This window comes from Psychrobacter sp. 1Y1 (genome assembly GCF_051847395.2).
Taxonomy (GTDB): domain Bacteria; phylum Pseudomonadota; class Gammaproteobacteria; order Pseudomonadales; family Moraxellaceae; genus Psychrobacter.
Genome location: NZ_JBPYDF020000001.1, coordinates 3213656 through 3236847 on the forward strand (window position 1 = coordinate 3213656; position 23192 = coordinate 3236847).

18 protein-coding genes, 2 tRNA genes and 3 rRNA genes are annotated in these 23192 nt (G+C 44.1%); 7 read left to right on the forward strand and 16 right to left on the reverse strand.

Annotated elements, in window-relative coordinates; translation table 11 throughout:
- Window positions 1-70 precede the first annotated feature (70 nt).
- Window positions 71-619, forward strand: coding sequence for a hypothetical protein (locus tag ACS8FA_RS27470; protein ID WP_439266927.1), 549 nt, complete (start codon window positions 71-73; stop codon window positions 617-619).
- Window positions 620-682: 63 nt separating this feature from the next.
- Here the strand turns inward: ACS8FA_RS27470 and ACS8FA_RS27475 are convergent, their stop codons facing one another.
- The 12 genes from ACS8FA_RS27475 to ACS8FA_RS27530 form a co-directional block, all read right to left on the reverse strand.
- Window positions 683-1288 (reverse strand): rhomboid family intramembrane serine protease, encoded by a 606-nt coding sequence (locus ACS8FA_RS27475; RefSeq protein WP_439266929.1) that lies wholly within the window; start codon window positions 1286-1288, stop codon window positions 683-685.
- A gap of 40 nt (window positions 1289-1328) precedes the next feature.
- Window positions 1329-2381, reverse strand: coding sequence for a 5'-nucleotidase (locus ACS8FA_RS27480; RefSeq protein WP_439266931.1), 1053 nt, complete (start codon window positions 2379-2381; stop codon window positions 1329-1331).
- A 239-nt stretch (window positions 2382-2620) separates the two neighbouring features.
- Window positions 2621-3910, reverse strand: coding sequence for a TRAP transporter large permease (locus tag ACS8FA_RS27485; protein WP_101204395.1), 1290 nt, complete (start codon window positions 3908-3910; stop codon window positions 2621-2623).
- Window positions 3907-4434 carry a TRAP transporter small permease gene (locus ACS8FA_RS27490; RefSeq protein ID WP_439266933.1) on the reverse strand — a complete coding sequence of 176 codons (528 nt, stop codon included), beginning with the start codon at window positions 4432-4434 and terminating at the stop codon, window positions 3907-3909. The genes ACS8FA_RS27485 and ACS8FA_RS27490 overlap by 4 nt, the downstream gene beginning before the upstream one ends.
- Before the next feature lie 18 nt (window positions 4435-4452).
- Complete coding sequence (locus ACS8FA_RS27495) at window positions 4453-5511, reverse strand: TRAP transporter substrate-binding protein (protein ID WP_114701987.1); 1059 nt, start codon at window positions 5509-5511, stop codon at window positions 4453-4455.
- 381 nt (window positions 5512-5892) lie between these two features.
- Window positions 5893-6240: a hypothetical protein gene (locus ACS8FA_RS27500; protein ID WP_439266935.1), complete on the reverse strand. Its 348-nt coding sequence runs from the start codon at window positions 6238-6240 to the stop codon at window positions 5893-5895.
- Window positions 6241-6439: 199 nt separating this feature from the next.
- Window positions 6440-6553: ribosomal RNA gene (gene rrf, locus ACS8FA_RS27505) — 5S ribosomal RNA — on the reverse strand.
- Window positions 6554-6743: 190 nt separating this feature from the next.
- Window positions 6744-9599 (reverse strand): 23S ribosomal RNA (locus tag ACS8FA_RS27510).
- A gap of 348 nt (window positions 9600-9947) precedes the next feature.
- Window positions 9948-10023 (reverse strand) — tRNA-Ala (locus tag ACS8FA_RS27515).
- 9 nt (window positions 10024-10032) lie between these two features.
- A tRNA-Ile gene (locus ACS8FA_RS27520) sits at window positions 10033-10109 on the reverse strand.
- 75 nt (window positions 10110-10184) lie between these two features.
- A 16S ribosomal RNA gene (locus ACS8FA_RS27525) occupies window positions 10185-11723 on the reverse strand.
- Together the 16S, 23S and 5S rRNA genes with 2 tRNA genes alongside form the textbook arrangement of a ribosomal RNA operon.
- Window positions 11724-12402: 679 nt before the next feature.
- Entirely contained in the window at window positions 12403-13101 is a 699-nt protein-coding gene (locus ACS8FA_RS27530) for a uracil-DNA glycosylase family protein (protein ID WP_439264512.1), read from the reverse strand.
- Window positions 13102-13460: 359 nt separating this feature from the next.
- Between ACS8FA_RS27530 and upp the strand changes: the two genes are divergently transcribed.
- On the forward strand, window positions 13461-14120 hold the full coding sequence (upp, locus tag ACS8FA_RS27535) for a uracil phosphoribosyltransferase (protein ID WP_057761878.1): 660 nt from the start codon (window positions 13461-13463) through the stop codon (window positions 14118-14120).
- 73 nt (window positions 14121-14193) lie between these two features.
- Complete coding sequence (locus tag ACS8FA_RS27540) at window positions 14194-14943, forward strand: SDR family NAD(P)-dependent oxidoreductase (RefSeq protein WP_439264509.1); 750 nt, start codon at window positions 14194-14196, stop codon at window positions 14941-14943.
- 69 nt (window positions 14944-15012) lie between these two features.
- On the opposite strand, the gene ACS8FA_RS27545 is transcribed toward ACS8FA_RS27540, so the two are convergent.
- Window positions 15013-15693 carry a hypothetical protein gene (locus tag ACS8FA_RS27545; RefSeq protein WP_439264507.1) on the reverse strand — a complete coding sequence of 227 codons (681 nt, stop codon included), beginning with the start codon at window positions 15691-15693 and terminating at the stop codon, window positions 15013-15015.
- 229 nt (window positions 15694-15922) lie between these two features.
- On the opposite strand from ACS8FA_RS27545, the gene ACS8FA_RS27550 reads away from it, so the two are divergent.
- Window positions 15923-16891, forward strand: a complete 969-nt coding sequence (locus tag ACS8FA_RS27550) for an alpha/beta fold hydrolase (protein ID WP_439264505.1) — start codon at window positions 15923-15925, stop codon at window positions 16889-16891.
- 88 nt (window positions 16892-16979) lie between these two features.
- Here the strand turns inward: ACS8FA_RS27550 and ACS8FA_RS27555 are convergent, their stop codons facing one another.
- From ACS8FA_RS27555 to tyrS, 3 genes are read right to left on the reverse strand one after another with little or no spacing between them, the layout of a single operon-like run.
- Entirely contained in the window at window positions 16980-17207 is a 228-nt protein-coding gene (locus tag ACS8FA_RS27555; protein ID WP_439264503.1) for a DUF1653 domain-containing protein, read from the reverse strand.
- A 10-nt stretch (window positions 17208-17217) separates the two neighbouring features.
- Window positions 17218-17994 (reverse strand): TIR domain-containing protein, encoded by a 777-nt coding sequence (locus ACS8FA_RS27560; protein WP_439264501.1) that lies wholly within the window; start codon window positions 17992-17994, stop codon window positions 17218-17220.
- A 1-nt stretch (window position 17995) separates the two neighbouring features.
- Window positions 17996-19207 carry a tyrosine--tRNA ligase gene (tyrS, locus tag ACS8FA_RS27565; protein ID WP_439264499.1) on the reverse strand — a complete coding sequence of 404 codons (1212 nt, stop codon included), beginning with the start codon at window positions 19205-19207 and terminating at the stop codon, window positions 17996-17998.
- A 143-nt stretch (window positions 19208-19350) separates the two neighbouring features.
- Between tyrS and ACS8FA_RS27570 the strand changes: the two genes are divergently transcribed.
- The 3 genes from ACS8FA_RS27570 (at window position 19351) to ACS8FA_RS27580 (ending at window position 23162) form a co-directional block, all read left to right on the forward strand.
- Entirely contained in the window at window positions 19351-20709 is a 1359-nt protein-coding gene (locus ACS8FA_RS27570; protein WP_439264497.1) for an anhydro-N-acetylmuramic acid kinase, read from the forward strand.
- A gap of 153 nt (window positions 20710-20862) precedes the next feature.
- Complete coding sequence (fabF, locus tag ACS8FA_RS27575) at window positions 20863-22197, forward strand: beta-ketoacyl-ACP synthase II (protein ID WP_439264520.1); 1335 nt, start codon at window positions 20863-20865, stop codon at window positions 22195-22197.
- 116 nt (window positions 22198-22313) lie between these two features.
- Window positions 22314-23162: a hypothetical protein gene (locus ACS8FA_RS27580; RefSeq protein ID WP_439264495.1), complete on the forward strand. Its 849-nt coding sequence runs from the start codon at window positions 22314-22316 to the stop codon at window positions 23160-23162.
- The last annotated feature ends 30 nt before the right edge of the window (window positions 23163-23192 follow it).

The window sequence follows — 23192 nt, forward strand, 5'->3', positions numbered from 1 at the left end:
AGATGATGGTTTTGCTTTGTCCAATTGAACATACCTGACTAAAAGTGCCTAGCGCATTAAGGAATATTTTATGCTTTTTGAGTTTATCGCTACCATAGCTGCCGCATTTGGCATGGCTGGATTGGCACTGATCATAACTCACCTCTGTAAACTGTCAGGTAAACGCGCGCCAAAGTGGCTGATTCCCTTATTTGCTGCGATTGGTATTTTTGGGTTTCAGGTACATCAAGAATATAACTGGTACGGTCAGCAAGTCCGTCAGCTGCCGGATGGTGTTGAGGTCGTGAAAACTGCCGAAAGTACAGAATGGTTTCGTCCGTGGTCTTATATCAAACCACAAGTCTTACGCTTTATTGCGGCAGATACGGGCAATGCTAGCATGCATGCTGACAATCCAGACATGCACTTAGTTAATTTATATTTGTTTGAAAGACGCAGAAGCGTGCAAAAGATTTTACAGGTAATAGACTGTACTACACCTGCACGAGCGGACTACGTAATACCAGAAAAAGGTAGCACACTGACGGTGGATGAACATGTTAAACAGACCACTGCATGGCGAGAGCTAACTACAGATGATCCTTTATTTATCAAAATCTGTACTGATACAAGCGTCTGATCCAATAATGCTTAGTACGGTTATGATTATGCTGGTTCATTGAACGCTGATATCCAGTTGCTTTTAATAGCGTTGAGAAGCTGCTGGATAAGTATGCTTTGAATTGGCGCCTAGCAATAGCCCAGCACACAAGCCACCAAAATGTGCCGCAAACGAGATACCTTGTTGCGGCATCAATCCTTGCTTAATGGTCAGCCAATAACCAGTTCCCATGACGATACAAGCAATCAGATAACCCCAGCGCCGCGCAAATATAGCCCCGCCTATCATATAACCTAACATTGCAAAACAAAGCCCTGATGCGCCAATATGGATAGAAGATGGCGACCCGATAACCCAAGTGACCAGTCCTGAAGCAACCACCAGTTTAATCACCGTGCGATAAGCATTTTTCTCAAACAGCCCAAATAAAAAAAGAATTTGTAATAGCGTCACCGTATTACCAGTCAAATGCGACAAATTGCCATGCATGGTCCATGAAGCGAACACCCCTATCATACTACCTACATCTAAAGCACGCGGCACGATACCAAAGATATTCCACATACCAAATAAGGCTACTTTATTTAGAAAAAACATGCCCCACATCGGTATAAGTACAAAAGCATAAAGTCCGATGACCTGCTTTATCCGTACGACAATTAAGTGAAGCAACTGCTGCCAATTCATATACTATCCTATCCTTCTTACCTAAATTTTTTATACCTATTTAATGATTTACAGCAAATAGTGGGTGCATAGCAGGTTTGAATGATAACAATGATGCGTCCTCATCAGCAGTGAGATAGTTATCACCATGCAATAATGACGTCGAATGATACGGAACCAAGGCCGTAGGAATAAAACGACGTGCCGCATCAATGTGCTTGATTGAATCATCAAAGAAGATATGCGGCGCAAATGTTCTGAGTACCGCTGTTTTCTCTAGTCCTCCCAAAAAAAACGCCATATCAACATTCACGCCCCACTCTCGTAGTGTCTTGATAGCACGCAAGTCAGCTGGTGCATTGCGCGCGGTCACCAGCGCAATTTTTATTGGTGAGTATTTTAGACCAGCAGGTAGGCGCTCTTGCAAATTTGATAATTTAATCAACAATTCAGCATAAGGACCTTTTTCAATTGGCAAATCACGCATTTGTACTTCACGATCATGAAAGGCTCGCAGCCCTTTTTGTTTGTATAGCAGTTCACCTGAATCATCAAAAAGCACCGCATCCCCATCAAAGGCAATGCGCAGCTGCTCAGTATCCAATTCATAAGTATTGACAGGCGTCGCATCTAATATGGCACAGGCACAGATATTGGCATCCGCAACTTGCTGGGCATCTTCGCGATTGGTGGTCAAGAACAGATCAACATTAAAGTCTTTGATATAAGGCGCAACAGGGCTACCTGAAATAAAAGCAGAACGGGAGATATTGATATCATGTTCTAGAATTGCATTAAGCACCTGAATACCAGTGTCTGGGCTGCTTTTTGAGACAATCACGACTTCGACCAATGGTGTTTCAATGTCTGAATCTCGTCCATCACTATTATCAGAATACTTATTTAGGTTTAGTAACGCTTTAATCAGCGGATAACCTGCACCGATATTCAAGGGATCATTTTCACGCTCGGTCATGTACTCCCTAAACTCTTTTATAGCACTTGTAGGTCGTTGCTCTAGCAGCTCTAGCAAATAGTTTTCTGACTCAGTCAAATCAAAAAGTGCCGTCGCAGAAATTGCGACGATAAGCGTATTACTAAAATCGACAGCCATGACTATCTCTACTTATAAAATTATATAGGAAAATGAATGAAAACCAGTTTACTACATTCATAAGCCTTTATAACACTAAGAAAAGTTACCATCACGCAGCATCGCAAATTATAAGTTTGTAAAATGTTCCTCTCTTAATTCTTAGTCAAAATATCAGCCAATAAAAAAGCCACACTGCTTTATTAGCAATATGGCTGTATACAATAACTTATAAGCTATGGTTTTAGTTTAGGTTCAGCCTACCCGAGCAGCACAAGCGAGATCGCAGGGAACATCACCAAGATAACCAAACGGATTACATCAGAGACAATGAATGGTGCCACCCCTCGGAACATATCACTCAGCTTAATGTGCGGTGCCATCGCCTTAATCACAAAGATATTCATCCCCATTGGCGGCGTAATCAAACCAAGCTCCACCGTCAATACCGCAATGATGCCAAACCAGACTGGATCAAATCCTAACGCTAGAATGATGGGATATACCACAGGTATGGTGATTACTAGCATCGCTAAGGCATCCATGAACAGCCCTAATAGGAAGTACATGAACAGGATACAGATCAAGACAATCATTGGACTGACCGCTAGCCCACCGATCCAAGATGCCAAAGTATAAGACAAGCGTGAGACTGAGATAAAATACCCCAATGCCTCTGCACCTAATAGCATAAAGAACACCACTGCAGAGAGGGCTAGTGTCTCAATCAATGACTGCTTAAGACCATCTAAACGCATGCCTTTAGCAAAGGCATAAGCCCATGAGACAAACGCCCCGACTGCGGCGCCTTCTGTTGGGGTAAATAGACCAAAGAAGATACCAGCAATAATCACAATAAAGATAAAGCTAAATGGTATCAGACCAGTCAGCGACAGTAGTTTGGCTTTCCACGTGGTTTTCTCACCGCGCTTTGCTAAGTGCGGTTTCCAGCGTACCATCACCATGACGGTAAGTGAGTACATCACCATACCGAGCATACCAGGTAGGAACCCAGCGATGAACATGTCACCTACTGACTGCTGGGTTAAGATGGCATAGACCAGTAGAGCAATACTGGGCGGAATCATAATACCAAGCGTACCACCAGCGGCTAAAATACCGCAGGCAAAGCCTGGCTGATAGCCGTACTTCTCCATTTGCGGTAAGGCCACTTTGGTCATGGTAGAGGCAGTGGCGAGTGATGAACCTGAGATAGAGGCAAAGATACCGGATGAACCAATACCTGCAATACCAAGACTACCCCTTACACCGCCAAATATGGTTCGGGTGGCTTCAAAGAGTTTACCTGCCATGCCTGAGTGAGTCGCAAACACGCCCATCAGAATAAATAAGGGAATGGCACTAAAGTCATACTTTGCTAAGACATCGACTGGGATGTCTTTGAGCATTTGCAGAGCACCACTAGGCGCGGTAACCGCACCAAAACCGACTAAGCCTACCCCTAACATGGCAAGTGCGACGGGTACGCGTAAGACGACAAGCAAGATCATGACAACTAGGCCAATCGCACCGATAATTTCTGGACTCATGCGCCTGTCTCCTCGGCGTCAAAGAATTCGCCTGTCTTAAAGATGTTGATGGATTCGATCAATGAGCGAATGGCGAGCAGGATGCTTAAGAATGCACTAACCATATAAATAGGCATCATAGATATTCGAAGATCTTGGGTGACTTTGCCATACTCTAAGGCATCAATGGCGCTCTCGTAGAGCCCCCATGAGAAGACGATGCCGATGACAAAGAAGCCCATCATAAAGATACCCATAAGGTAGCCCTTGATAGATTGGGGCATTTTCTGGGTGAAGACATCGACGATGATTTGTGAGCGTTCAACGAAGGCAGCAAAGGCAGCGAGTAATGCAAATAGCATAAAATAGGAGACAATCTCTACACTGCCTTTGACGGTAAAGCCAAACTCACCGCCGGTGAGTTTGAATATGTAGCGCGCGCTGACGTCGAGCATGGTGGTTAGTACGATGATGATGAGACTGATCCCACCAATGAACTGGCATAATCTAGAGATTAAGACGCTGAGCTTGACTAAAAATGCCATGTGACACCTCCAATTAGGTTAGACCTTACAGGCAGCACTGGCAGCTTTTGCTTTTTCATAGACACTATCAGCATCCAAACCCAAAGCATTAACATCCTTTAGATATTTTTGTGTTCCTCTTTCAAGTGGCCCTTTCCAGTCTGGATCATTTAATGGATCAGGAATTTCGATAATTTCATCACCTTTATCTTTAGCAGCTTGAATTGCCATTTGGTCATGTTTATCAAACACTTCACCGACCTTATTAGCTAATGCCATCCCTGAGTTTTTATCCAAAACTTGTTTTAGATCATCAGGTAAGTTGTCATATTTGTCCTTATTCATCGTGACCATAAGCGCTGAACTATAGAAAGGAATATTGGTATGATACTTGGTAATCTCATCAATTTTAAACGCTGTTACTGCTTCCCAAGGGAAACTCAAACCATCAACAACGCCGCGCTGTAACGAGGTATACATATCATTAGCAGGTAAACCTACTGGCGAGGCACCAGCGCTTTCAATAATATCACCAGCAACAGCTGAAGGACGGCGAATACGCATACCTTTCATGTCTTCAGGTGTTCGAATTAGCTTATCAGTTGTATGAAGCGCCCCAGGTCCAGCCCCGTACATAAATAATAAATGTGAGTCTTCGTATTCACCTGCTAAAGTACCGTCATCATATAAGGTCTGTAGCATACAGCCCATTTGAGTTGCTGAATTTGATAAACCTGGAAGTTCAGTAATCTGAGTCAAAGGAAAGCGACCGTTGGTATAACCGTGCGCTTGTGAACCGATATCGATCGTACCTTTAGCAGCAGATTCATAAGTAACGTCTGCTTTAGCAAGACCCGCTGATGGATAAAGCTCCACTTTTAGACGACCATTAGAATCTGTTTCTATCTGTTTTGCCCAAGGCTCGAAGACTTCTTTACTGATAGATGAGGTTGCTGGCCAAAAATGTGAAAACCGTAGTACGGTAGTTTCTTGAGAAGTAGCTGATGAACCATCAGTCGTATCAGCAGACTGGTTAGAACAGCCAAGAAGACTAATAGCGGCTAAAGCACCAATTGAAAAAAGAGGAGCTAACTTCATTATCAATTCCTTTTGATAATTATGAGAATAGGAGTAAGGTATTACGAGCAGACAATCTGATTCATCCTAGATTAAATTGTCTACAAGGTTTAGATATATTTTTTACATACCTGTAATAAAAGTACTGTTTAAAATTAGCAGCTATAATGATAGAAGTCAAATCATTTTGAGCAGCTTATGAAGGATATATTCATATTATAGATATATTTTTAATACTTGAATTGTCTACATAAATAATAATAAAAAGTAAGCAGACTAAAATAATTTCTCATAAAAAAGCTCTCAGCCTGTTATCCAGTTGAGAGCTTTTTTGTGTAAATATTTTATGAGCTTATAGAAGCTGCTCTAGGCAGTTATACAAATAATAATAGTGATAAAGCGTTATTCTTCCATCTGCCATTTATCATCTACCCATACAGCATCGTTATCATCTAGATGCACATGCCATTCTGCATCAGTTACCACAAGGCGAATCTCGGTCAGACACTGTAGCCAATGCTCTAGGGTATACATAAGATTTTCTACATCCATACTAGCAGGCAGCTTTGTAGCTCCTGCTAATATGACCTCTGACTCACTGTCATCATATGCATAGAGATCAAAAGTCTCCGCATCATCTGCATGCTCGAATTTGTCATTATATTCATTAACTATTGACGCAACCTTTTCTTGCTCCTGTTGAGTCAAGAGAGTAGAACGTTCAGCAGTATAGTAGAGTGAAACGCCCATAATGTGCTCCAAAATAAATGAGAGATTGTAGATTCTAGAAGTGAATAAATAATATCACATTGAATTGGTTAGTAGGAAAGTTTGAATTCTTGACCAAAGCATCTAGCACCAAACTTTCCAGCATCAAGCACTGGCACCAAACCGAGCACAAAGAAAATCCCCCGACAAGCTAATGTCGGGGGATTTATCTAGAATAGAGAGCTGACGATGACCTACTCTCACATGGGCGAACCACACTACCATTGGCGCTACGATGTTTCACTTCTGAGTTCGGGAAGGGATCAGGTGGGGCCATCGCGCTATTGTCGTCAGCAAAGGGGGTTAGATATGAGTCTGTTGTTGTTATTGTTGACTTCAAGTTTAAGCTTGTTGTCGATCAACTTGTAACCTAACTGAATCAAGGTTAAAGGTGATATCGAAATATTCTTTCTTTATTCTATAAGCCACTACAGCTTATACAAGATAGATTAATTAGACTTGTATACAAACCACTTGGGTGTTGTATGGTCAAGCCAAACGAGCAATTAGTACAGGTTAGCTACACGCATCGCTGCGCTTCCACACCCTGCCTATCAACGTCCTAGTCTTGAACGGCTCTTTAGGGAAATCTAATCTTGAGGTGGGCTTCCCGCTTAGATGCTTTCAGCGGTTATCCCATCCGAACGTAGCTACCGGGCAATGCCACTGGCGTGACAACCCGAACACCAGAGGTTCGTCCACTCTGGTCCTCTCGTACTAGGAGCAGATCCTCTCAAATTTCCAACGCCCACGGTAGATAGGGACCGAACTGTCTCACGACGTTCTAAACCCAGCTCGCGTACCTCTTTAAATGGCGAACAGCCATACCCTTAGGACCTGCTTCAGCCCTAGGATGAGATGAGCCGACATCGAGGTGCCAAACACCGCCGTCGATATGAACTCTTGGGCGGTATCAGCCTGTTATCCCCAGAGTACCTTTTATCCGTTGAGCGATGGCCCTTCCATACAGAACCACCGGATCACTAAGACCTACTTTCGTACCTGCTCGACTTGTGGGTCTCGCAGTTAAGCGCGCTTTTGCCTTTATACTCTTCGACCGATTTCCGACCGGTCTGAGCGCACCTTCGTACTCCTCCGTTACTCTTTAGGAGGAGACCGCCCCAGTCAAACTACCCACCATACATTGTCCTCGGTATTGTTATACCTGAGTTAGAACCCCAACATGACCAGGGTGGTATTTCAAGATTGGCTCCACCAAGACTAGCGTCTCGGCTTCAAAGCCTCCCACCTATCCTGCACAAGTCAGGTCAAAGTTCAATGTAAAGCTGTAGTAAAGGTTCACGGGGTCTTTCCGTCTAGCCGCGGGTACACAGCATCTTCACTGCGATTTCGATTTCACTGAGTCTCTGCTGGAGACAGCGCTGCCATCATTATGTCATTCGTGCAGGTCGGAACTTACCCGACAAGGAATTTCGCTACCTTAGGACCGTTATAGTTACGGCCGCCGTTTACTGGGGCTTCGATCAAGAGCTTCGCTTACGCTAACCCCATCAATTAACCTTCCAGCACCGGGCAGACATCACACCCTATACGTCCACTTTCGTGTTTGCAGAGTGCTGTGTTTTTAATAAACAGTTGCAGCAGCCTGGTATCTGCGACTGCCAACAGCTCAAGGAGCAAGTCCTATCACCATCAACAGCGTACCTTCTCCCGAAGTTACGGTACCATTTTGCCTAGTTCCTTCAGCAGAGTTCTCTCAAGCGCCTTGGTATTCTCTACCTGATCACCTGTGTCGGTTTAGGGTACGATTCGTTTATAACTATTGCTTAGAAGCTTTTCCTGGAAGCATGGTATTTGCCACTTCGCTGTACAAGTACAGCTTGCTATCAGATCTCGGTATAGAATAGCCCGGATTTACCTAAGCTATAAACCTACATCCTTTCACCTGGACAACCAACGCCAGGCTGACATAACCTTCTCCGTCCCTCCATCGCATTATAAACAAGTATCGGAATATTAACCGATTTCCCATCGACTACGCCTTTCGGCCTCGCCTTAGGGGTCGACTCACCCAGCCCCGATTAACGTTGGACTGGAACCCTTGATCTTCCGGCGTGCGAGCTTTTCACTCGCATTATCGTTACTCACGTCAGCATTCGCTCTTGTGATACCTCCAGCATGCTTTACAACACACCTTCACAGGCTTACACAACGCTCCCCTACCACTTGAAAACAAATTCAAATCCGCAGCTTCGGCTCCTAGTTTGAGCCCCGTTACATCTTCCGCGCGGGCCGACTCGACTAGTGAGCTATTACGCTTTCTTTAAAGGATGGCTGCTTCTAAGCCAACCTCCTAGCTGTCTATGCCTTCCCACCTCGTTTCCCACTTAACTAGGAATTTGGGGCCTTAGCTGGCGGTCTGGGTTGTTTCCCTCTCCACGATGGACGTTAGCACCCACCGTGTGTCTCCCGGATATCACTCATCGGTATTCGGAGTTTGCATCGGTTTGGTAAGTCGGTATGACCCCCTAGCCGAAACAGTGCTCTACCCCCAATGGTGTTCGTCCGAGGCGCTACCTAAATAGCTTTCGGGGAGAACCAGCTATCACCGAGTTTGATTAGCCTTTCACCCCTATCCACAAGTCATCCCCTGGCTTTTCAACGACAGTGGGTTCGGTCCTCCGGTGCCTGTTACGGCACTTTCAACCTGCTCATGGATAGATCACTCGGTTTCGGGTCTATACCCTGCAACTAAACGCCCTATTAAGACTCGGTTTCCCTACGGCTCCCCTAAACGGTTAACCTTGCTACAGAATATAAGTCGCTGACCCATTATACAAAAGGTACGCGGTCACCCAACAAGTGGGCTCCCACTGCTTGTACGCACACGGTTTCAGGTTCTATTTCACTCCCCTCACAGGGGTTCTTTTCGCCTTTCCCTCACGGTACTGGTTCACTATCGGTCAGTCAGGAGTATTTAGCCTTGGAGGATGGTCCCCCCATCTTCAAACAGGATTTCTCGTGCCCCGCTCTACTTAATATGTTAACGCTAATGTTTCGAATACAGGACTATCACCTACTACGGTCAGCTTTCCCACGCTGTTCTTCTACATTAGCATTAATCGGCTTCTCCCCGTTCGCTCGCCGCTACTAGGGGAATCTCAATTGATGTCTATTCCTAAGGGTACTGAGATGTTTCACTTCCCCTCGTTCGCTTCCTAATAAATTAGGATACCTACCTTATGGTAAGTGGGTTTCCCCATTCAGAAATCTCCGGATCACAGGATATTGCCGCCTCCCCGAAGCTTATCGCAGGCTGTCACGTCTTTCATCGCCTCTGACTGCCAAGGCATCCACCATGTGCGCTTCATTACTTGACCATACAACCCCAAGTAGTCTTTCGACTTCTAAGTGTCATACAATCTAATTATGATAACGATATCACCTATGTTTATACGCTTGATTCAGTTCTCTTTACTTTTTTTAGTAATCAACCCCTGGGATAACAACTGATGTCGTTAAGAGGTTAATTACTAAGGTTAAGAAGTGCGCGTGAACACGCTCTTCTTAACCCAGACTCATATCTATGTTTTTAAATAGTCTCTATGCTCTCGTCGAGTCACAGATTCTGTATAAAACAGAAAGAAGTAATCAATCACAATCACTTGTTTCTATTTGATACCTATTTTATTTATTAGCATCTAAAGCTTACTTAACCGTCTTAGTAGTGGTGGAGCCAAACGGAGTCGAACCGTTGACCTCCTGCGTGCAAGGCAGGCGCTCTACCAACTGAGCTATGGCCCCATTGTAAAATGGTGGGTCTAGGTGGACTTGAACCACCGACCCCCGCGTTATCAACACGGTGCTCTAACCAGCTGAGCTACAGACCCTAATACGTTTGTTAAAAACGTAAGCTTAAACTAAAGAACAACTTGTTGTGAATTCTTGCTGACCGAATGCGTCTATAAGGAGGTGATCCAGCCGCAGGTTCCCCTACGGCTACCTTGTTACGACTTCACCCCAGTCATCAACCACACCGTGGTGAACGCCTCCCCGAAGGTTAAGCTATCCACTTCTGGTGCAATCAACTCCCATGGTGTGACGGGCGGTGTGTACAAGGCCCGGGAACGTATTCACCGCGGCATTCTGATCCGCGATTACTAGCGATTCCTACTTCATGGAGTCGAGTTGCAGACTCCAATCTGGACTACGATAGGCTTTTTGAGATTCGCATCACATCGCTGTGTAGCTGCCCTCTGTACCTACCATTGTAGCACGTGTGTAGCCCTGGTCGTAAGGGCCATGATGACTTGACGTCGTCCCCGCCTTCCTCCAGTTTGTCACTGGCAGTATCCTTAGAGTTCCCGGCTTAACCCGCTGGTAACTAAGGACAAGGGTTGCGCTCGTTGCGGGACTTAACCCAACATCTCACGACACGAGCTGACGACAGCCATGCAGCACCTGTATTCTAATTCCCGAAGGCACTCCCGCATCTCTGCAGGATTCTAGATATGTCAAGACCAGGTAAGGTTCTTCGCGTTGCATCGAATTAAACCACATGCTCCACCGCTTGTGCGGGCCCCCGTCAATTCATTTGAGTTTTAACCTTGCGGCCGTACTCCCCAGGCGGTCTACTTATTGCGTTAGCTGCGTCACTAAGTCCTCAAGGGACCCAACGACTAGTAGACATCGTTTACGGCGTGGACTACCAGGGTATCTAATCCTGTTTGCTACCCACGCTTTCGAGCCTCAGTGTCAGTATGATGCCAGGAAGCTGCCTTCGCCATCGGTATTCCTTCAGATCTCTACGCATTTCACCGCTACACCTGAAATTCTACTTCCCTCTCACCTACTCTAGCCTAACAGTTTCAGATGCAGTTCCCAGGTTAAGCCCGGGGATTTCACATCTGACTTATCAAGCCACCTACGCTCGCTTTACGCCCAGTAATTCCGATTAACGCTTGCACCCTCTGTATTACCGCGGCTGCTGGCACAGAGTTAGCCGGTGCTTATTCTGCAGCTAATGTCATCGTCCGTGGGTATTAATCACGGAGTCTTCTTCACTGCTTAAAGTGCTTTACAACCAAAAGGCCTTCTTCACACACGCGGCATGGCTGGATCAGGGTTTCCCCCATTGTCCAATATTCCCCACTGCTGCCTCCCGTAGGAGTCCGGGCCGTGTCTCAGTCCCGGTGTGGCTGATCATCCTCTCAGACCAGCTACAGATCGTCGCCATGGTAGGCCTTTACCCCACCATCTAGCTAATCCGACTTAGGCTCATCTAATAGCGAGAGCAGTAAACTGCCCCCTTTCTCCCGTAGGTCGTATGCGGTATTAATACGAGTTTCCCCGTGCTATCCCCCACTACTAGGTAGATTCCTAAGTGTTACTCACCCGTCCGCCGCTCGACGCCTGGTAGCAAGCTACCATCGTTTCCGCTCGACTTGCATGTGTTAAGCCTGCCGCCAGCGTTCAATCTGAGCCATGATCAAACTCTTCAGTTTAATCTTGCTATGAAGCTCTTTAAAGAAGCTTCTAAACTTGGCTCATTTAATCTGGCAAAATCGCTAAAAATTATGTTCGTAATGAATTAACTTTGAGTTTTTCTGCTGTCTTAAATGATAATTTTTATAGTTAATAATCTTCCCGAAAAGAAAAGATAGTCAACTTTATTTTTTAGCATTCTGAATCAGCAAAAATCCACACAAGTTGTTCTTTAGTTATGCTTTTAAATAATGTCTGACACTGTCGTCCAGTGCTAGTATTTCAAACTAAGTAAGTCAGCCAATGTGGCTTATCCTATTTAGCGAGCTGACCATCATATCATGTTTTAATAGTCTGTCAACTTCTTTTTTTAATTTGTTTCAACAAGTTAACTGGGTTATTAATGTGTAATCTACACATCTCTCACTGCCAGTCCGTCTGATGAGGGCGTATTATAGAGGGTTTAACTTTTGTGTCAACCTGTTTTATTAATGTTTTTGGACTTATTTTAGCAGAATATAAAAATGGTAGTTTTTTCAATGGGTTGGAGTTGGTTATTTTTGATGCACTAGAGATGAGTAGATATGTGCTCTTGATTATGTTTTATCCTAGCAAAAATATTTAGTTCCAGTAGATAGATGCGTTTTACTACCTTTTAGCTTCATTCTATATTGGAACAGTCCTCTCTATAGTTATACTTTATAACTTACCCATCCTCTCAAAAAACGCCTTATATGCAGCGACTTTCTTATCCAACGATAGCGGATAAGCGCGCGAGGTCGAAGGCAGCCTATATAAAGTTAAGTCATTAACCATATTGGTTTGGTTGCTGTCTTGCCACTGATAAGGGTAATCCATACTTTGATTGGTTTTTGGATGTTTTGATTTGGCAATTGGCTCATCTAATAACCCAAGTAGCACTTCGGTCGCCTTGCCTCCTGTCGTGAACAATGTCGCTACCTTTGGCACTTGCGGCAAGATACTATCCAAATCAACTGGCGTCACCACGGTTAGGTTTTTATCCGAAGCATTGCCAGTCTCTCGAATAGCCTGCTTGACTGTCGGGCAAGACGCTATACCACGTTCAAACATAAAATTGCGTATGCGCTCAGGATCAAAGCGCTTCTCATCGCCGACTCTAAAATAGTCAGCATCATCAAAAAATACCCGGCCATAGATACGCCACATATCATTATAAAAATTGGGATAATGAAAGCTCATTGCCCATTTATCGCTAGTCGGCGGAAACGTACCCATCATCATGATAGTCGCATTTGGTGGTAAAACAGGCGCAAAAGGATGATTTTCAATTTCTCCTGATGAACTCTCGGTTGCTACTATCTCGTTATTAGCCTTGTTGTTAGCGTCTTCTTGGGTGTTTGATGGTTTTATAGTCATGATATTCTTCATCAGAAAAGCGGTTTTTTTGGTATCATAGCAAGTCTAAACACTACCTCACTTATAATCACGTTATATAGTCAAACTTAGTCGGTTCAATCGGTTGACTTAAGATAGCGTGATATCATTTTACTTAGCCTGAATTGCTTAGGCTTTGATGGCAGCTGTGAACGCAAATATTGTCATTGCGATAAATAAGCACTGTCGTAAAGTAGTTAATTAGCTTGATTGTGAAGGGTTTAACTTTACTATTTATGAGCTAAGAATATGGTTAAAGTGCGGTAAGTGTTTGTATCTTTTATACTAATAGCAACCGCAGTAACTGCGCAAGCATCAGACAAGAAACCAAGAGAGTACTTATGAGTGACTTAAACAGCGATTTAAAAATTACGGTAATCGATCATCCACTAGTCCGTCATAAACTCAGCCTTATGCGCGAAAAAGACTGTAGTACTTATAAATTTCGTACATTGACCAAAGAGCTTGCGCGCTTGATGGCTTATGAAGCGAGCCGTGATTTTGAAATTGAAACTTTTCCAATGGAAGGCTGGTGTGGCGAAATTACTGGTGAGCAAATCATCGGTAAGACGGCGACGATCGTACCGATTTTGCGCGCAGGTATTGGCATGCTTGATGGGGTGCTCGACTTGATCCCTACTGCTAAGATTTCTGTGGTCGGTCTACAACGTGATGAAGAAACGTTGCAGCCAGTCCCTTTCTTTGAAAAATTCGTGAGCCACATGGACAAACGTCCTGCGCTGATCATTGATCCAATGCTAGCCACGGGCGGCTCAATGGTTGCGACCATCGAGATGCTAAAGAAAAATGGCTGTACTAATATTAAAGCCTTGGTATTGGTGGCTGCACCTGAAGGCGTACGCTTGGTAAATGAAGCGCATCCTGATGTGACTATCTATACCGCTGCATTAGATAGCCATTTGGATGAGCACGGTTACATCATCCCAGGTCTAGGCGATGCTGGTGATAAGATTTTTGGTAAGCAGTTATCTAATAGATAAGTCTTATTAGGGTAAATAAAGCCGTCATCAAAGTTATGATAAAAGCAGACAACATCAATAATAAGGATAGATCATGAACGTATTGATTACAGGAGCGAGCGCGGGTTTTGGTAAAGCGTTGGCAGAGCGTTTGGTTGCTAACGGCCATCGCGTGATTGGTTGCGCCAGACGCCTTGATAAACTGAATGCTTTGGCAGAGACTTTAGGTGAGGCTTTTTTACCCGTCGTTATGGATGTGAGTGATACAGCTTCTATCCCGAAAATCATTGCTGACTTGCCTGACGGTTTTAACCAAATCGATGTCTTGGTCAATAATGCAGGATTGGCACTGGGTACAGAGCCTGCTCACAAAGCCAGTCTTGATGACTGGATGCGTATGACTGATACTAATATTAAAGGCTTGATGGCGTTGACTCATGCGGTCTTGCCAGCGATGGTTGAGCGTGACAGTGGCTATGTCATCAATGTCGGTTCGATTGCTGGTAGCTGGCCTTACTTTGGTGGCAACGTTTACGGCGCAACTAAAGCGTTTGTAAAACAGTTCAGCTTAAACTTGCGAGCAGATCTGATTGGTACCCAAGTGCGTGTGACCAATCTTGAACCTGGTAATGTGGCTGGCACTGAGTTTTCAAACGTGCGCTATCACGGTGACGATGACAAAGCTGCCAAGGTGTATGATGGCTTTAAAACCATGACAGGTGAAGATATCGGTGATATTTTATTATGGCTAATTGAGTCACCTGCTCATATTAACGTCAATCGCCTCGAAGTAATGCCAGTCGCCCAGACCTATAATGGGCTAACGATTGCCAAGCAAGCCTAATATTAACTGCTCGGCTAGTTTTAGTATCAATGTTGATTATCAATATAACACTTATCAACACCGAACCTGTTAGCGTATCTCATAAGATCGAAGCAATATAGAGTCATCTATATTGCTTTTTTTTATGTCTTCAATAGCTTGCTCATTGACCAAACGCAAATCCTGAAAGTCCAAAATCAGCACTTCGTTACGCAGACGTTCGCTAGTGCGCTTATTATGACGTATCGCAAACCCTAAAACTTGCTTACCAGTGATAGTTATCTGATTAATAATTAACTTTGAAGTATTCACGGTCAGCTTTTGTGCCAGATTATGAGACATTTTCTGAGCATTTATTATTGCCGTTGCTGGATTCACCGTAGTGGTTAACGTCTTATTCTGTCGTACACTTTTGGGCATATCTCCTGCAAAAAACAATACCTGATTGAGCGGTAAATACTGCGCATGCCGTACTAATTCTTGTCGGAACAATGCAGGCATATCTGTATTAAAACTGTCTTCTGTCTGCTGATAAAACGCGGTAAAGTTACGATGAAGATAACGCCCGAACACCGTAGTATTAATCCATTCTTGATAGACATCGTCTGCCAATAACTGCTTGGTAAAAGCACTGGCATCAATTGTGATATCCCTACTCAAAGTAGCAGACAACATCGATAGCAAAAGCGCTTGCGGACTGTTAAATGTCTGCTGCTGCCACACTTGTGGATATAGGCTACTATCGAGTAATGGCAATGTTGATCTGCTCATGCTCTTATATCCTCAACGATCATTTTCAGTCCCTAAATAGCGTTGGTATAGTCTCACTGTTGACTTCTACCCTTAGCCAAATTCTATGCTATGGTCAGGTGACAACTTTACTTTAATATAGCAGTCTTTTATTCGCGGTATCACGACTTTTACAGTGGTGTATCCTACCGCAACACACCTGTAGCTAAATTGACCGAGACAGCTTAAAAAATCAAAGAGATATCATTCTATGAAAAAAGACCTCATACTCTTTCTTCCTCCCTACCAGCTAAAGACTATTACTGTTCAAACAGCTGATGGAACGCTGCTGCCCGTCTCTGTCATTGGCAAAGGTAAACCTGTCCTATTAATGCACGCTTTTGGTATGGATGCGAGGCAATTTTTGCCATTTATTTTACCGCTCATTCAGCACTACTGCTTTTACTTGCCGCATTTTAGAGGGTTTGGTTTGGCCAGTCATCTAACGTTGCCAACGTTTGATTTTATTGAGCAATATGCACAAGATACCCAAGATGTGTTTGAATACGTGAGCAAAGAAACTGGCTTTGAGGCTTTCCCTGTTGCCGCGATATCGATGGGAGCATTGGTCATGTGGGCGTATTTTCAGCGCTTTGGTACTCAGCGCGTGAGCCATTATCTGAACATTGACCAAGCACCGATTATTCATAATCAGCCAGACTGGCAAGGTGGCGGTGTATTTGGTACACGACAAACCGAATTGTTTGCGCAATTTACACGGTTGATTACCGACACAGCTCCTTATCTACAAGCCGAGCAAATGGTTGACTTCCGTCACCTGCCCTATCGATTAAAAGTAAATCTATTAGACATGGAACGCTCTTTTTCTCTGCTCTCTGTCAGTCGAAAACCTTCGCAATTATTGATAAAAGCCCTCAGTTATCGGGCACCGCAGAAAATCTCACTAATGGAACACGCGACTTGGCAACATAAACTGCGTTGCCTATCTGCTTATGTTGCACTGCCCTACGATTATCGAGACGTTTTGCCCACTGTCAATATTCCGACTACCTTACTGATTGGTGCGCGCTCGCAGTTATATAATGCAGAATGGCAACAGCGTTTGACCACTCTGCTGCCCAATGCGCACAGTATTATTTTGCCAACATCGGGCCATGCCGTGCCGATGGATGCACCTGTAGCATTTTATAAAGTATTGAAAGAATTTCTGAATGCTTAATTGTAAGTTTGCGATAATGCACAAAAAAAACGACCTCAACGGGTCGCTTTCTTGTGCGCTAAATTCAATCTAAATCATTGGCTAAGTATTAATCATTTAATGGTTTAATCAATTCAAAGCGTGGTATTTCCTTACCATCAACCGTAACTGTTTCAGCGAACATAGCAAGCGCACGAACCCACACGCCATATTCACCATATAAGCAACGATATACCACTAGCGATTCCTCGGTTTCTGAATGCTGCGCCGTATGCAATACTTGATACAAGCTGCCTTTATAATGGCGGTAAATGCCTTGGGGAACAGATTGGTTCATAAGTATCCTCTTAAAGAATTTTGCTCATATCAACATTATAACCTGATGCTATCATTTCTTTAACAAGACTTAACCTCCAACCTTCTGACTCATCCAGAGAAATATAAACTACACCTGATATGTCGTTTGGTCTTTCGATATCACCTTTCACAAGTGCGACAACATTTGCTCGACCAATTTTACCAATCAAGAGTCCATGCTCAAAAATTACGTTTTGTCTTGCTCGTGGTTTTAAGTCATTTGGTTGAGATTTTACAGCACCAACATCACATTCAGTATAGAGAACTATCCCAAAGCCTACATCGGAATACCTTATAATTTTCTCTATAATTGTATCTCCAGAGCTACTTTGTTCATGGAGAATAATAGCTTCAAAGCCAAGATTTCCGACGAATCTTGCTATTTTATCTACAGCGCCATCATCATGCCCATGCACTATGAATACTTTCGAACATTTACTCTGGTTTTCATCAGCGGACATAATTTGTTCCCCTGTTATTTGTTTGGAAATATTAACATCATAAACTAGAGTATTGACTAGATTTTCCAACTTCTCTTTACCTTCTTGCCACCTTATTTCTTTGTCAGATCCAATCGTACTACAGTTAATACCTTTTAAAAGGTATCTGATCGCATAAAGCTCATTTATATATTTCACTTTAGAGTCAAAAAATTTCTCAACTATAACACTGACTCTAGAATACAGTTTATCAGCTCTTCTAGAGTCATCGTACTGCAACTCTATAATTTCTTTGCTTATCTCTTCAAGGATTGTAATCTTATCCATGTTAACCAACAGTCACTTTTGCATAAGCTTTTTTGCCTGCTTGAATTACGACCGTCTGACCTGAGGTTAGACTAAAGCCACCATCAACGACTTCGCCATCTACTTTGACCGCGCCACGTTTTACCATGTCTTTGGCAGCTGAGTTGTTTTTAGCGAGCTTAGCTTGGTTCAGGATTTGAGTGATAAATAACGCATCTTGCCCTTCCAGATCTAACATTATTTCTGGCAAGTCAACCGGTAGTTCGCCATCTGCCAAGACGTTACCGGCAGATTTGTGCGCATTGGCAGCGGCATCAGTATCATGGAAACGCTCGATTAATTCTTCGGCTAAGATACGTTTGATTTCTTGTGGGTTACGGCCACCTTCCATGTCTGCCATTAAGCTTTCCACTTCTTCCATTGGCTTAAAGCTTAAAAATTCAAAGTAACGATGGATAAGTGTGTCCGGCATCGACAGGATTTTTTGATACATGGTGCCTGGTGCATCATAGATAGCGACATAGTTGCCCAGTGATTTGGACATTTTATTGACACCATCTAGCCCTTCTAAGATTGGCACAGTGATACAAACTTGCGGCTCTTGACCATAGCGTCCTTGCAACGTGCGACCCATTAGCAAGTTAAAAGTCTGATCGGTACCGCCAAGCTCAACGTCTGCTTTTAGGGCGATAGAATCGTAGCCTTGTACTAACGGGTAGAGAAATTCGTGAATTGAGATAGGCGTTTGTGATGCATAGCGTTTTGAGAAGTCATCACGCTCTAGCATACGCGAGACGGTTTGCTGACTGGCAAGCTGAATCATGTCAGCGGCGCTCATGTCATTGAACCACTCAGAGTTAAAGACCACGCGAGTTTTTTCTTTGTCCAAGATTTTAAATACTTGCTCAGCATAAGTCGTGGCGTTGGCTTTGATTTGCTCATCAGTCAACGGTGGACGCGTGCTGTTTTTGCCAGAAGGGTCACCAATCTTGGCGGTATAGTCGCCGATTAGAAAATAAATCTCATGACCCAAATCTTGAAAATGCTTAAGTTTATTGATCAGTACTGTATGACCCAAATGCAGATCTGGTGCAGTAGGATCAAAGCCTGCCTTGATACGTAGTGGACGATTGAGCTTTAGCTTAGCCACTAAGTCATCTTCAGATAATATCTCTTGCGTACCGCGCTGAATAAGGGCCAGTTGTTCTTCTAGGGTGTAAGTTTGATTGGTCATGATGCTCTCTATATATCACTTTAATTGGGATTTTTATGAATGACGGTTACTGGCTCAACACCTTAGGAAGTTTAGAACCTCAAAAGGTCAGGAAAAATGCTAGAATTTGACGGATATACTAGCGTTTTTTAAGGTAAATTGCCATGACCAACCCCGCATCGATTGCTGATACTGACCATAATACCCTCGCAGACTTGCTTATGAATAGTGGTTTAGATAACAGTTTGGACGATGGTGATGATTCAGACTATGATAGTTCGAACTATGCCACCCTAACTGATGCACTTGAGCAAACGGTGTTTGAAAGCTTCGATGATGGCTTATATATCGGCATGATGTCTGGCACCAGTTTGGATGGTATGGATGCGATTCTTTGTCAGTTTAATCTTGGGATGAGCAACGAAGACAACACTCAACCGCCGATGCGCCTGCTTGCGACTTATAGCCAAGATTTTCCGCCACGTCTGCGTGAAGTGCTACTGGCATTGTGTCAGCCGAATGGTGTGAATCAACTGGTACCAGAGACCGATGAACCAAACAGTGAGTTGGATTGGTTCGGCTGGGCAAGTCGTGCATATGCTGAATTTGCGAGTGAAGTGGTCAATACTTTATTGCAGCAATCAAATACCGATCCTGAGTCAGTACTGGCGATTGGCTGTCATGGACAAACCGTACGCCATCGCCCGCAGATGGGATTCACGTTGCAACTGGTCGATGCCAATATCATCGCTGAGCGCACAGGCATCAGCGTGGTCAGTGATTTCCGACGTCGTGACATGGCAGTTGGTGGTCAAGGCGCACCGTTAGTACCTGCGTTTCATCAGGCACTATTTGCCAACCCTGATAGTACCCGTGTGCTATTAAACTTAGGCGGTATTGCTAATATAACCGTCTTGCCAGCCAGTGAAGAAATTCAAGTTGTGGGTTACGATACGGGTCCTGCCAACTTATTATTGGATGCGTGGATATCTTTGCATACCGACAATACTTATGATGCAGGTGGTGCTTGGGCGCAGTCTGGCACCATCATTGAGTTATTATTACAGCAACTTTTGGCACATCCGTTTTTTGCTCAGTCTCATCCAAAAAGTACAGGCCGTGAGGACTTTAATTTAACTTGGTTGCAAAATGAGCTACAAGCTTTTGAGCAAGCCAATGCCAACATCAGTTATTCAGCAGCCGATGTGCAAGCAACCTTGACTGAGCTAACGGCTACCAGTGCCAGTACGCAAATCAATATGTTTGTCAGCCCGGCCAAAAACAGCTCGGTTTATGTTTGCGGCGGCGGCGCTTTGAATGACTATTTAATGACACGCTTGCAAGCACATCTACCCCATTGCACAGTAAAAACCACTGAATATTTAGGACTTGCGCCAACGTGGGTCGAGGCCGTTGCTTTTGCATGGTTGGCTAGACAAACATTGATGGGTGAAACTGGTAATTTACCAGCGGTGACTGGTGCAAATAAAGGCGTGGTATTGGGTCAAGTATGTTTTGCCTGACCAGTTAAATTTTAGTTTACATACGTGCACTTATGTGTTTTATAATGACTTTTGAAACGCCATCCTCTTAGGACCTGTAAGTATAGGATATATCGCATGAGCCAGAATAGTAGTTCACCTATCGACCAAGCCACCACTGATGACACAAATAATATGACTGCAGCACCTGTACATAAATCGCGTCAAAAACCACCTCACTACGAGCGTTCTGATGATACGCGTGTGGTAGTCACAGGTATGGGCGCTATTACGCCGCTCGGTCTAGACGTCGATAGCTCATGGACCAAATTGCTCAATGGCGAGAGTGGTATCTCACCGATTACGCATTTCGATGCCACCGGCTACCGTGCGCAAATCGCAGGCGTGATCAAAGATTTTGATGCCAAGCAATATATGAATGCCAAAGATGCGCGTCGCTATGATGAGTTCATGCATTATGGGGTTGCCGCTTCTGCCATGGCCCTAAAGCATGCTGGTTTTATCGATGAAATCAGTGCTGCTGATGCACCTGTGCAAGGCGTTGACCAAGATCGCTTTGGTATTATTTTAGGTTCAGGTATTGGCGGTATTCAAACGATTGAAAACAGCCGTGATACCCTACACGAAAAAGGCGCGGGCAAAGTCTCACCTTTTATTATCCCAGGCTCTATTGTTAATATGGCCGCTGGACTGGTAGCGATTAAGCATAAGTTAAAAGGCCCAAACCTTGCGACATCGACGGCTTGTACCACGGCGACTCATGCCATGGGGCTTGCCGCTCGTTTGATCGCTTATGGTGATGCCGATGTCATGCTGGCAGGCGGTAGTGAAAAAGGCTCTAGCCCACTTGGTATAGCTGGCTTCAGTGCTATGCACGCACTCTCTACTCACAACGATGAGCCAACTAAAGCCTCACGTCCGTTTGATAAAGGTCGTGACGGTTTTGTCCTTGGTGATGGTGCTGGAGTAGTGGTATTAGAAAGCCTTGCCCATGCCAAAGCGCGCGGTGCAACGATATTGGCAGAGCTAGTCGGTTTCGGTATGAGCGATGACGCCAGTCATATTACTGCGCCACCAGAAGACGGTAGCGGTGCGGCAAGAGCGATGCAAAATGCACTAAACGATGCTGGTATTAAGTCATCAAGCGTCGGTTATGTTAACGCTCATGGTACCAGTACACCTGCAGGTGACGTCGCCGAATCAATTGCTATCGAAACGGTATTTTCGCCAGTGAAAGACAGCATTTTGGTGAGTTCAACCAAGTCAATGACCGGACACCTACTAGGTGCAGCTGGCGGTGTAGAAGCCATATTTACCGTACTCGCCCTACAAAATCAGCACGTACCCCCAACGATTAATCTTGAAAATGTAGAAGATAACTGCAATCTCGATTACGTGGCTAATAAATCGCGTAAAGTCAATAATCTACAATATGCTGCATCCAACAGCTTTGGCTTTGGCGGTACCAATGGCTCCTTGATATTTGCTCGCTGGCCTGTCAATCAATAACACTTGAGCGCTTACAGCACGATATATTGTAACGTTGTTGTCAGGTTTGCTACGTTTGTCCACTTGCAGCCCCTTATCGTACTTGCGTATGATAAGGGGTAATTTTTGGAACATTTATGGAAGATACCATGTCAAGCTACTCATTTTCCCATCAGTTTTATCAACGCTGGACGTGTGCGCCTGAGCCAGTACGCGCAGCGATTACCCAAGAACTAAAAGACATTACTACCCTGCTGCAATCTGACACCTCATTTGAAGACTTCACTTTTAATACTCATGATTTAGATGCGCATGTAGACGAGCTATATGACAACTACAATGCAGAACAAGCCATTGCTAAAGCAATTACGGACAAACAAGAGCAAGAAGACGCAGCAGCTGCAAAACAAAAGCTAGAAGCCGAACAGAAGCAAAAAGAAGCAGAAGAAGCCGCACGCAAGGCAGAAGCGACTCGAAAAGAACAAGAAAAAAATACGCAGTCAGCGTTAGAGCAAGACAATATCGACAAAGAACTGGCTGCTAGCGACGTAGCTAAATCAAACACAGATAAAGTCGTGGCAGATAGCGCTGTTACTGACGATTTTGTTACTGATAATTCTAGTGCAAAGACTGAAAAAGACGCACCAAAAGTCGTAAATACTGAAGGCAATACTAACGATAATAAAAATGCTGATAACAGAAACATTGGCGAACAGGCACATACGCTTAGCGATAACCATATTAAAGATATTAATAATAAAGCCAGTGCAGCGATTAATTTGGCATTAAAAGACGCGAAGCTAGATGCAACACACCAACAGCTAATCCGCGAGCTAGAAACACAGGTCGATGACTATCTAAGTGAGCAAATGATGCTAATGTCTGAAAACCTAAAGTCTTGGCTACGTGCTGAGGTCACTCAACACTTTAGCGAACAAAACGACTCAACTACTAATAATGAAGCTGCTAAGAAAAGCATCCACTAATAGTGATTATTTTTCAATGTTAGACGTATA

What these genes read in the sequence shown, in the direction of transcription:
- ACS8FA_RS27485 (WP_101204395.1), bottom strand. Translation starts at nt 3,910, where the DNA reads ATGAGTCCAGAAATTATCGGTGCGATTGGCCTAGTTGTCATGATCTTG.
- ACS8FA_RS27470 (WP_439266927.1), top strand. Translation starts at nt 71, where the DNA reads ATGCTTTTTGAGTTTATCGCTACCATAGCTGCCGCATTTGGCATGGCT.
- ACS8FA_RS27495 (WP_114701987.1), bottom strand. Translation starts at nt 5,511, where the DNA reads ATGAAGTTAGCTCCTCTTTTTTCAATTGGTGCTTTAGCCGCTATTAGT.
- upp (WP_057761878.1), top strand. Translation starts at nt 13,461, where the DNA reads ATGAGTGACTTAAACAGCGATTTAAAAATTACGGTAATCGATCATCCA.
- ACS8FA_RS27560 (WP_439264501.1), bottom strand. Translation starts at nt 17,994, where the DNA reads ATGGATAAGATTACAATCCTTGAAGAGATAAGCAAAGAAATTATAGAG.
- ACS8FA_RS27490 (WP_439266933.1), bottom strand. Translation starts at nt 4,434, where the DNA reads ATGGCATTTTTAGTCAAGCTCAGCGTCTTAATCTCTAGATTATGCCAG.
- ACS8FA_RS27475 (WP_439266929.1), bottom strand. Translation starts at nt 1,288, where the DNA reads ATGAATTGGCAGCAGTTGCTTCACTTAATTGTCGTACGGATAAAGCAG.
- ACS8FA_RS27530 (WP_439264512.1), bottom strand. Translation starts at nt 13,101, where the DNA reads ATGACTATAAAACCATCAAACACCCAAGAAGACGCTAACAACAAGGCT.
- ACS8FA_RS27500 (WP_439266935.1), bottom strand. Translation starts at nt 6,240, where the DNA reads ATGGGCGTTTCACTCTACTATACTGCTGAACGTTCTACTCTCTTGACT.
- tyrS (WP_439264499.1), bottom strand. Translation starts at nt 19,207, where the DNA reads ATGACCAATCAAACTTACACCCTAGAAGAACAACTGGCCCTTATTCAG.
- ACS8FA_RS27570 (WP_439264497.1), top strand. Translation starts at nt 19,351, where the DNA reads ATGACCAACCCCGCATCGATTGCTGATACTGACCATAATACCCTCGCA.
- fabF (WP_439264520.1), top strand. Translation starts at nt 20,863, where the DNA reads ATGACTGCAGCACCTGTACATAAATCGCGTCAAAAACCACCTCACTAC.
- ACS8FA_RS27480 (WP_439266931.1), bottom strand. Translation starts at nt 2,381, where the DNA reads ATGGCTGTCGATTTTAGTAATACGCTTATCGTCGCAATTTCTGCGACG.
- ACS8FA_RS27555 (WP_439264503.1), bottom strand. Translation starts at nt 17,207, where the DNA reads ATGAACCAATCTGTTCCCCAAGGCATTTACCGCCATTATAAAGGCAGC.
- ACS8FA_RS27550 (WP_439264505.1), top strand. Translation starts at nt 15,923, where the DNA reads ATGAAAAAAGACCTCATACTCTTTCTTCCTCCCTACCAGCTAAAGACT.
- ACS8FA_RS27540 (WP_439264509.1), top strand. Translation starts at nt 14,194, where the DNA reads ATGAACGTATTGATTACAGGAGCGAGCGCGGGTTTTGGTAAAGCGTTG.
- ACS8FA_RS27545 (WP_439264507.1), bottom strand. Translation starts at nt 15,693, where the DNA reads ATGAGCAGATCAACATTGCCATTACTCGATAGTAGCCTATATCCACAA.
- ACS8FA_RS27580 (WP_439264495.1), top strand. Translation starts at nt 22,314, where the DNA reads ATGGAAGATACCATGTCAAGCTACTCATTTTCCCATCAGTTTTATCAA.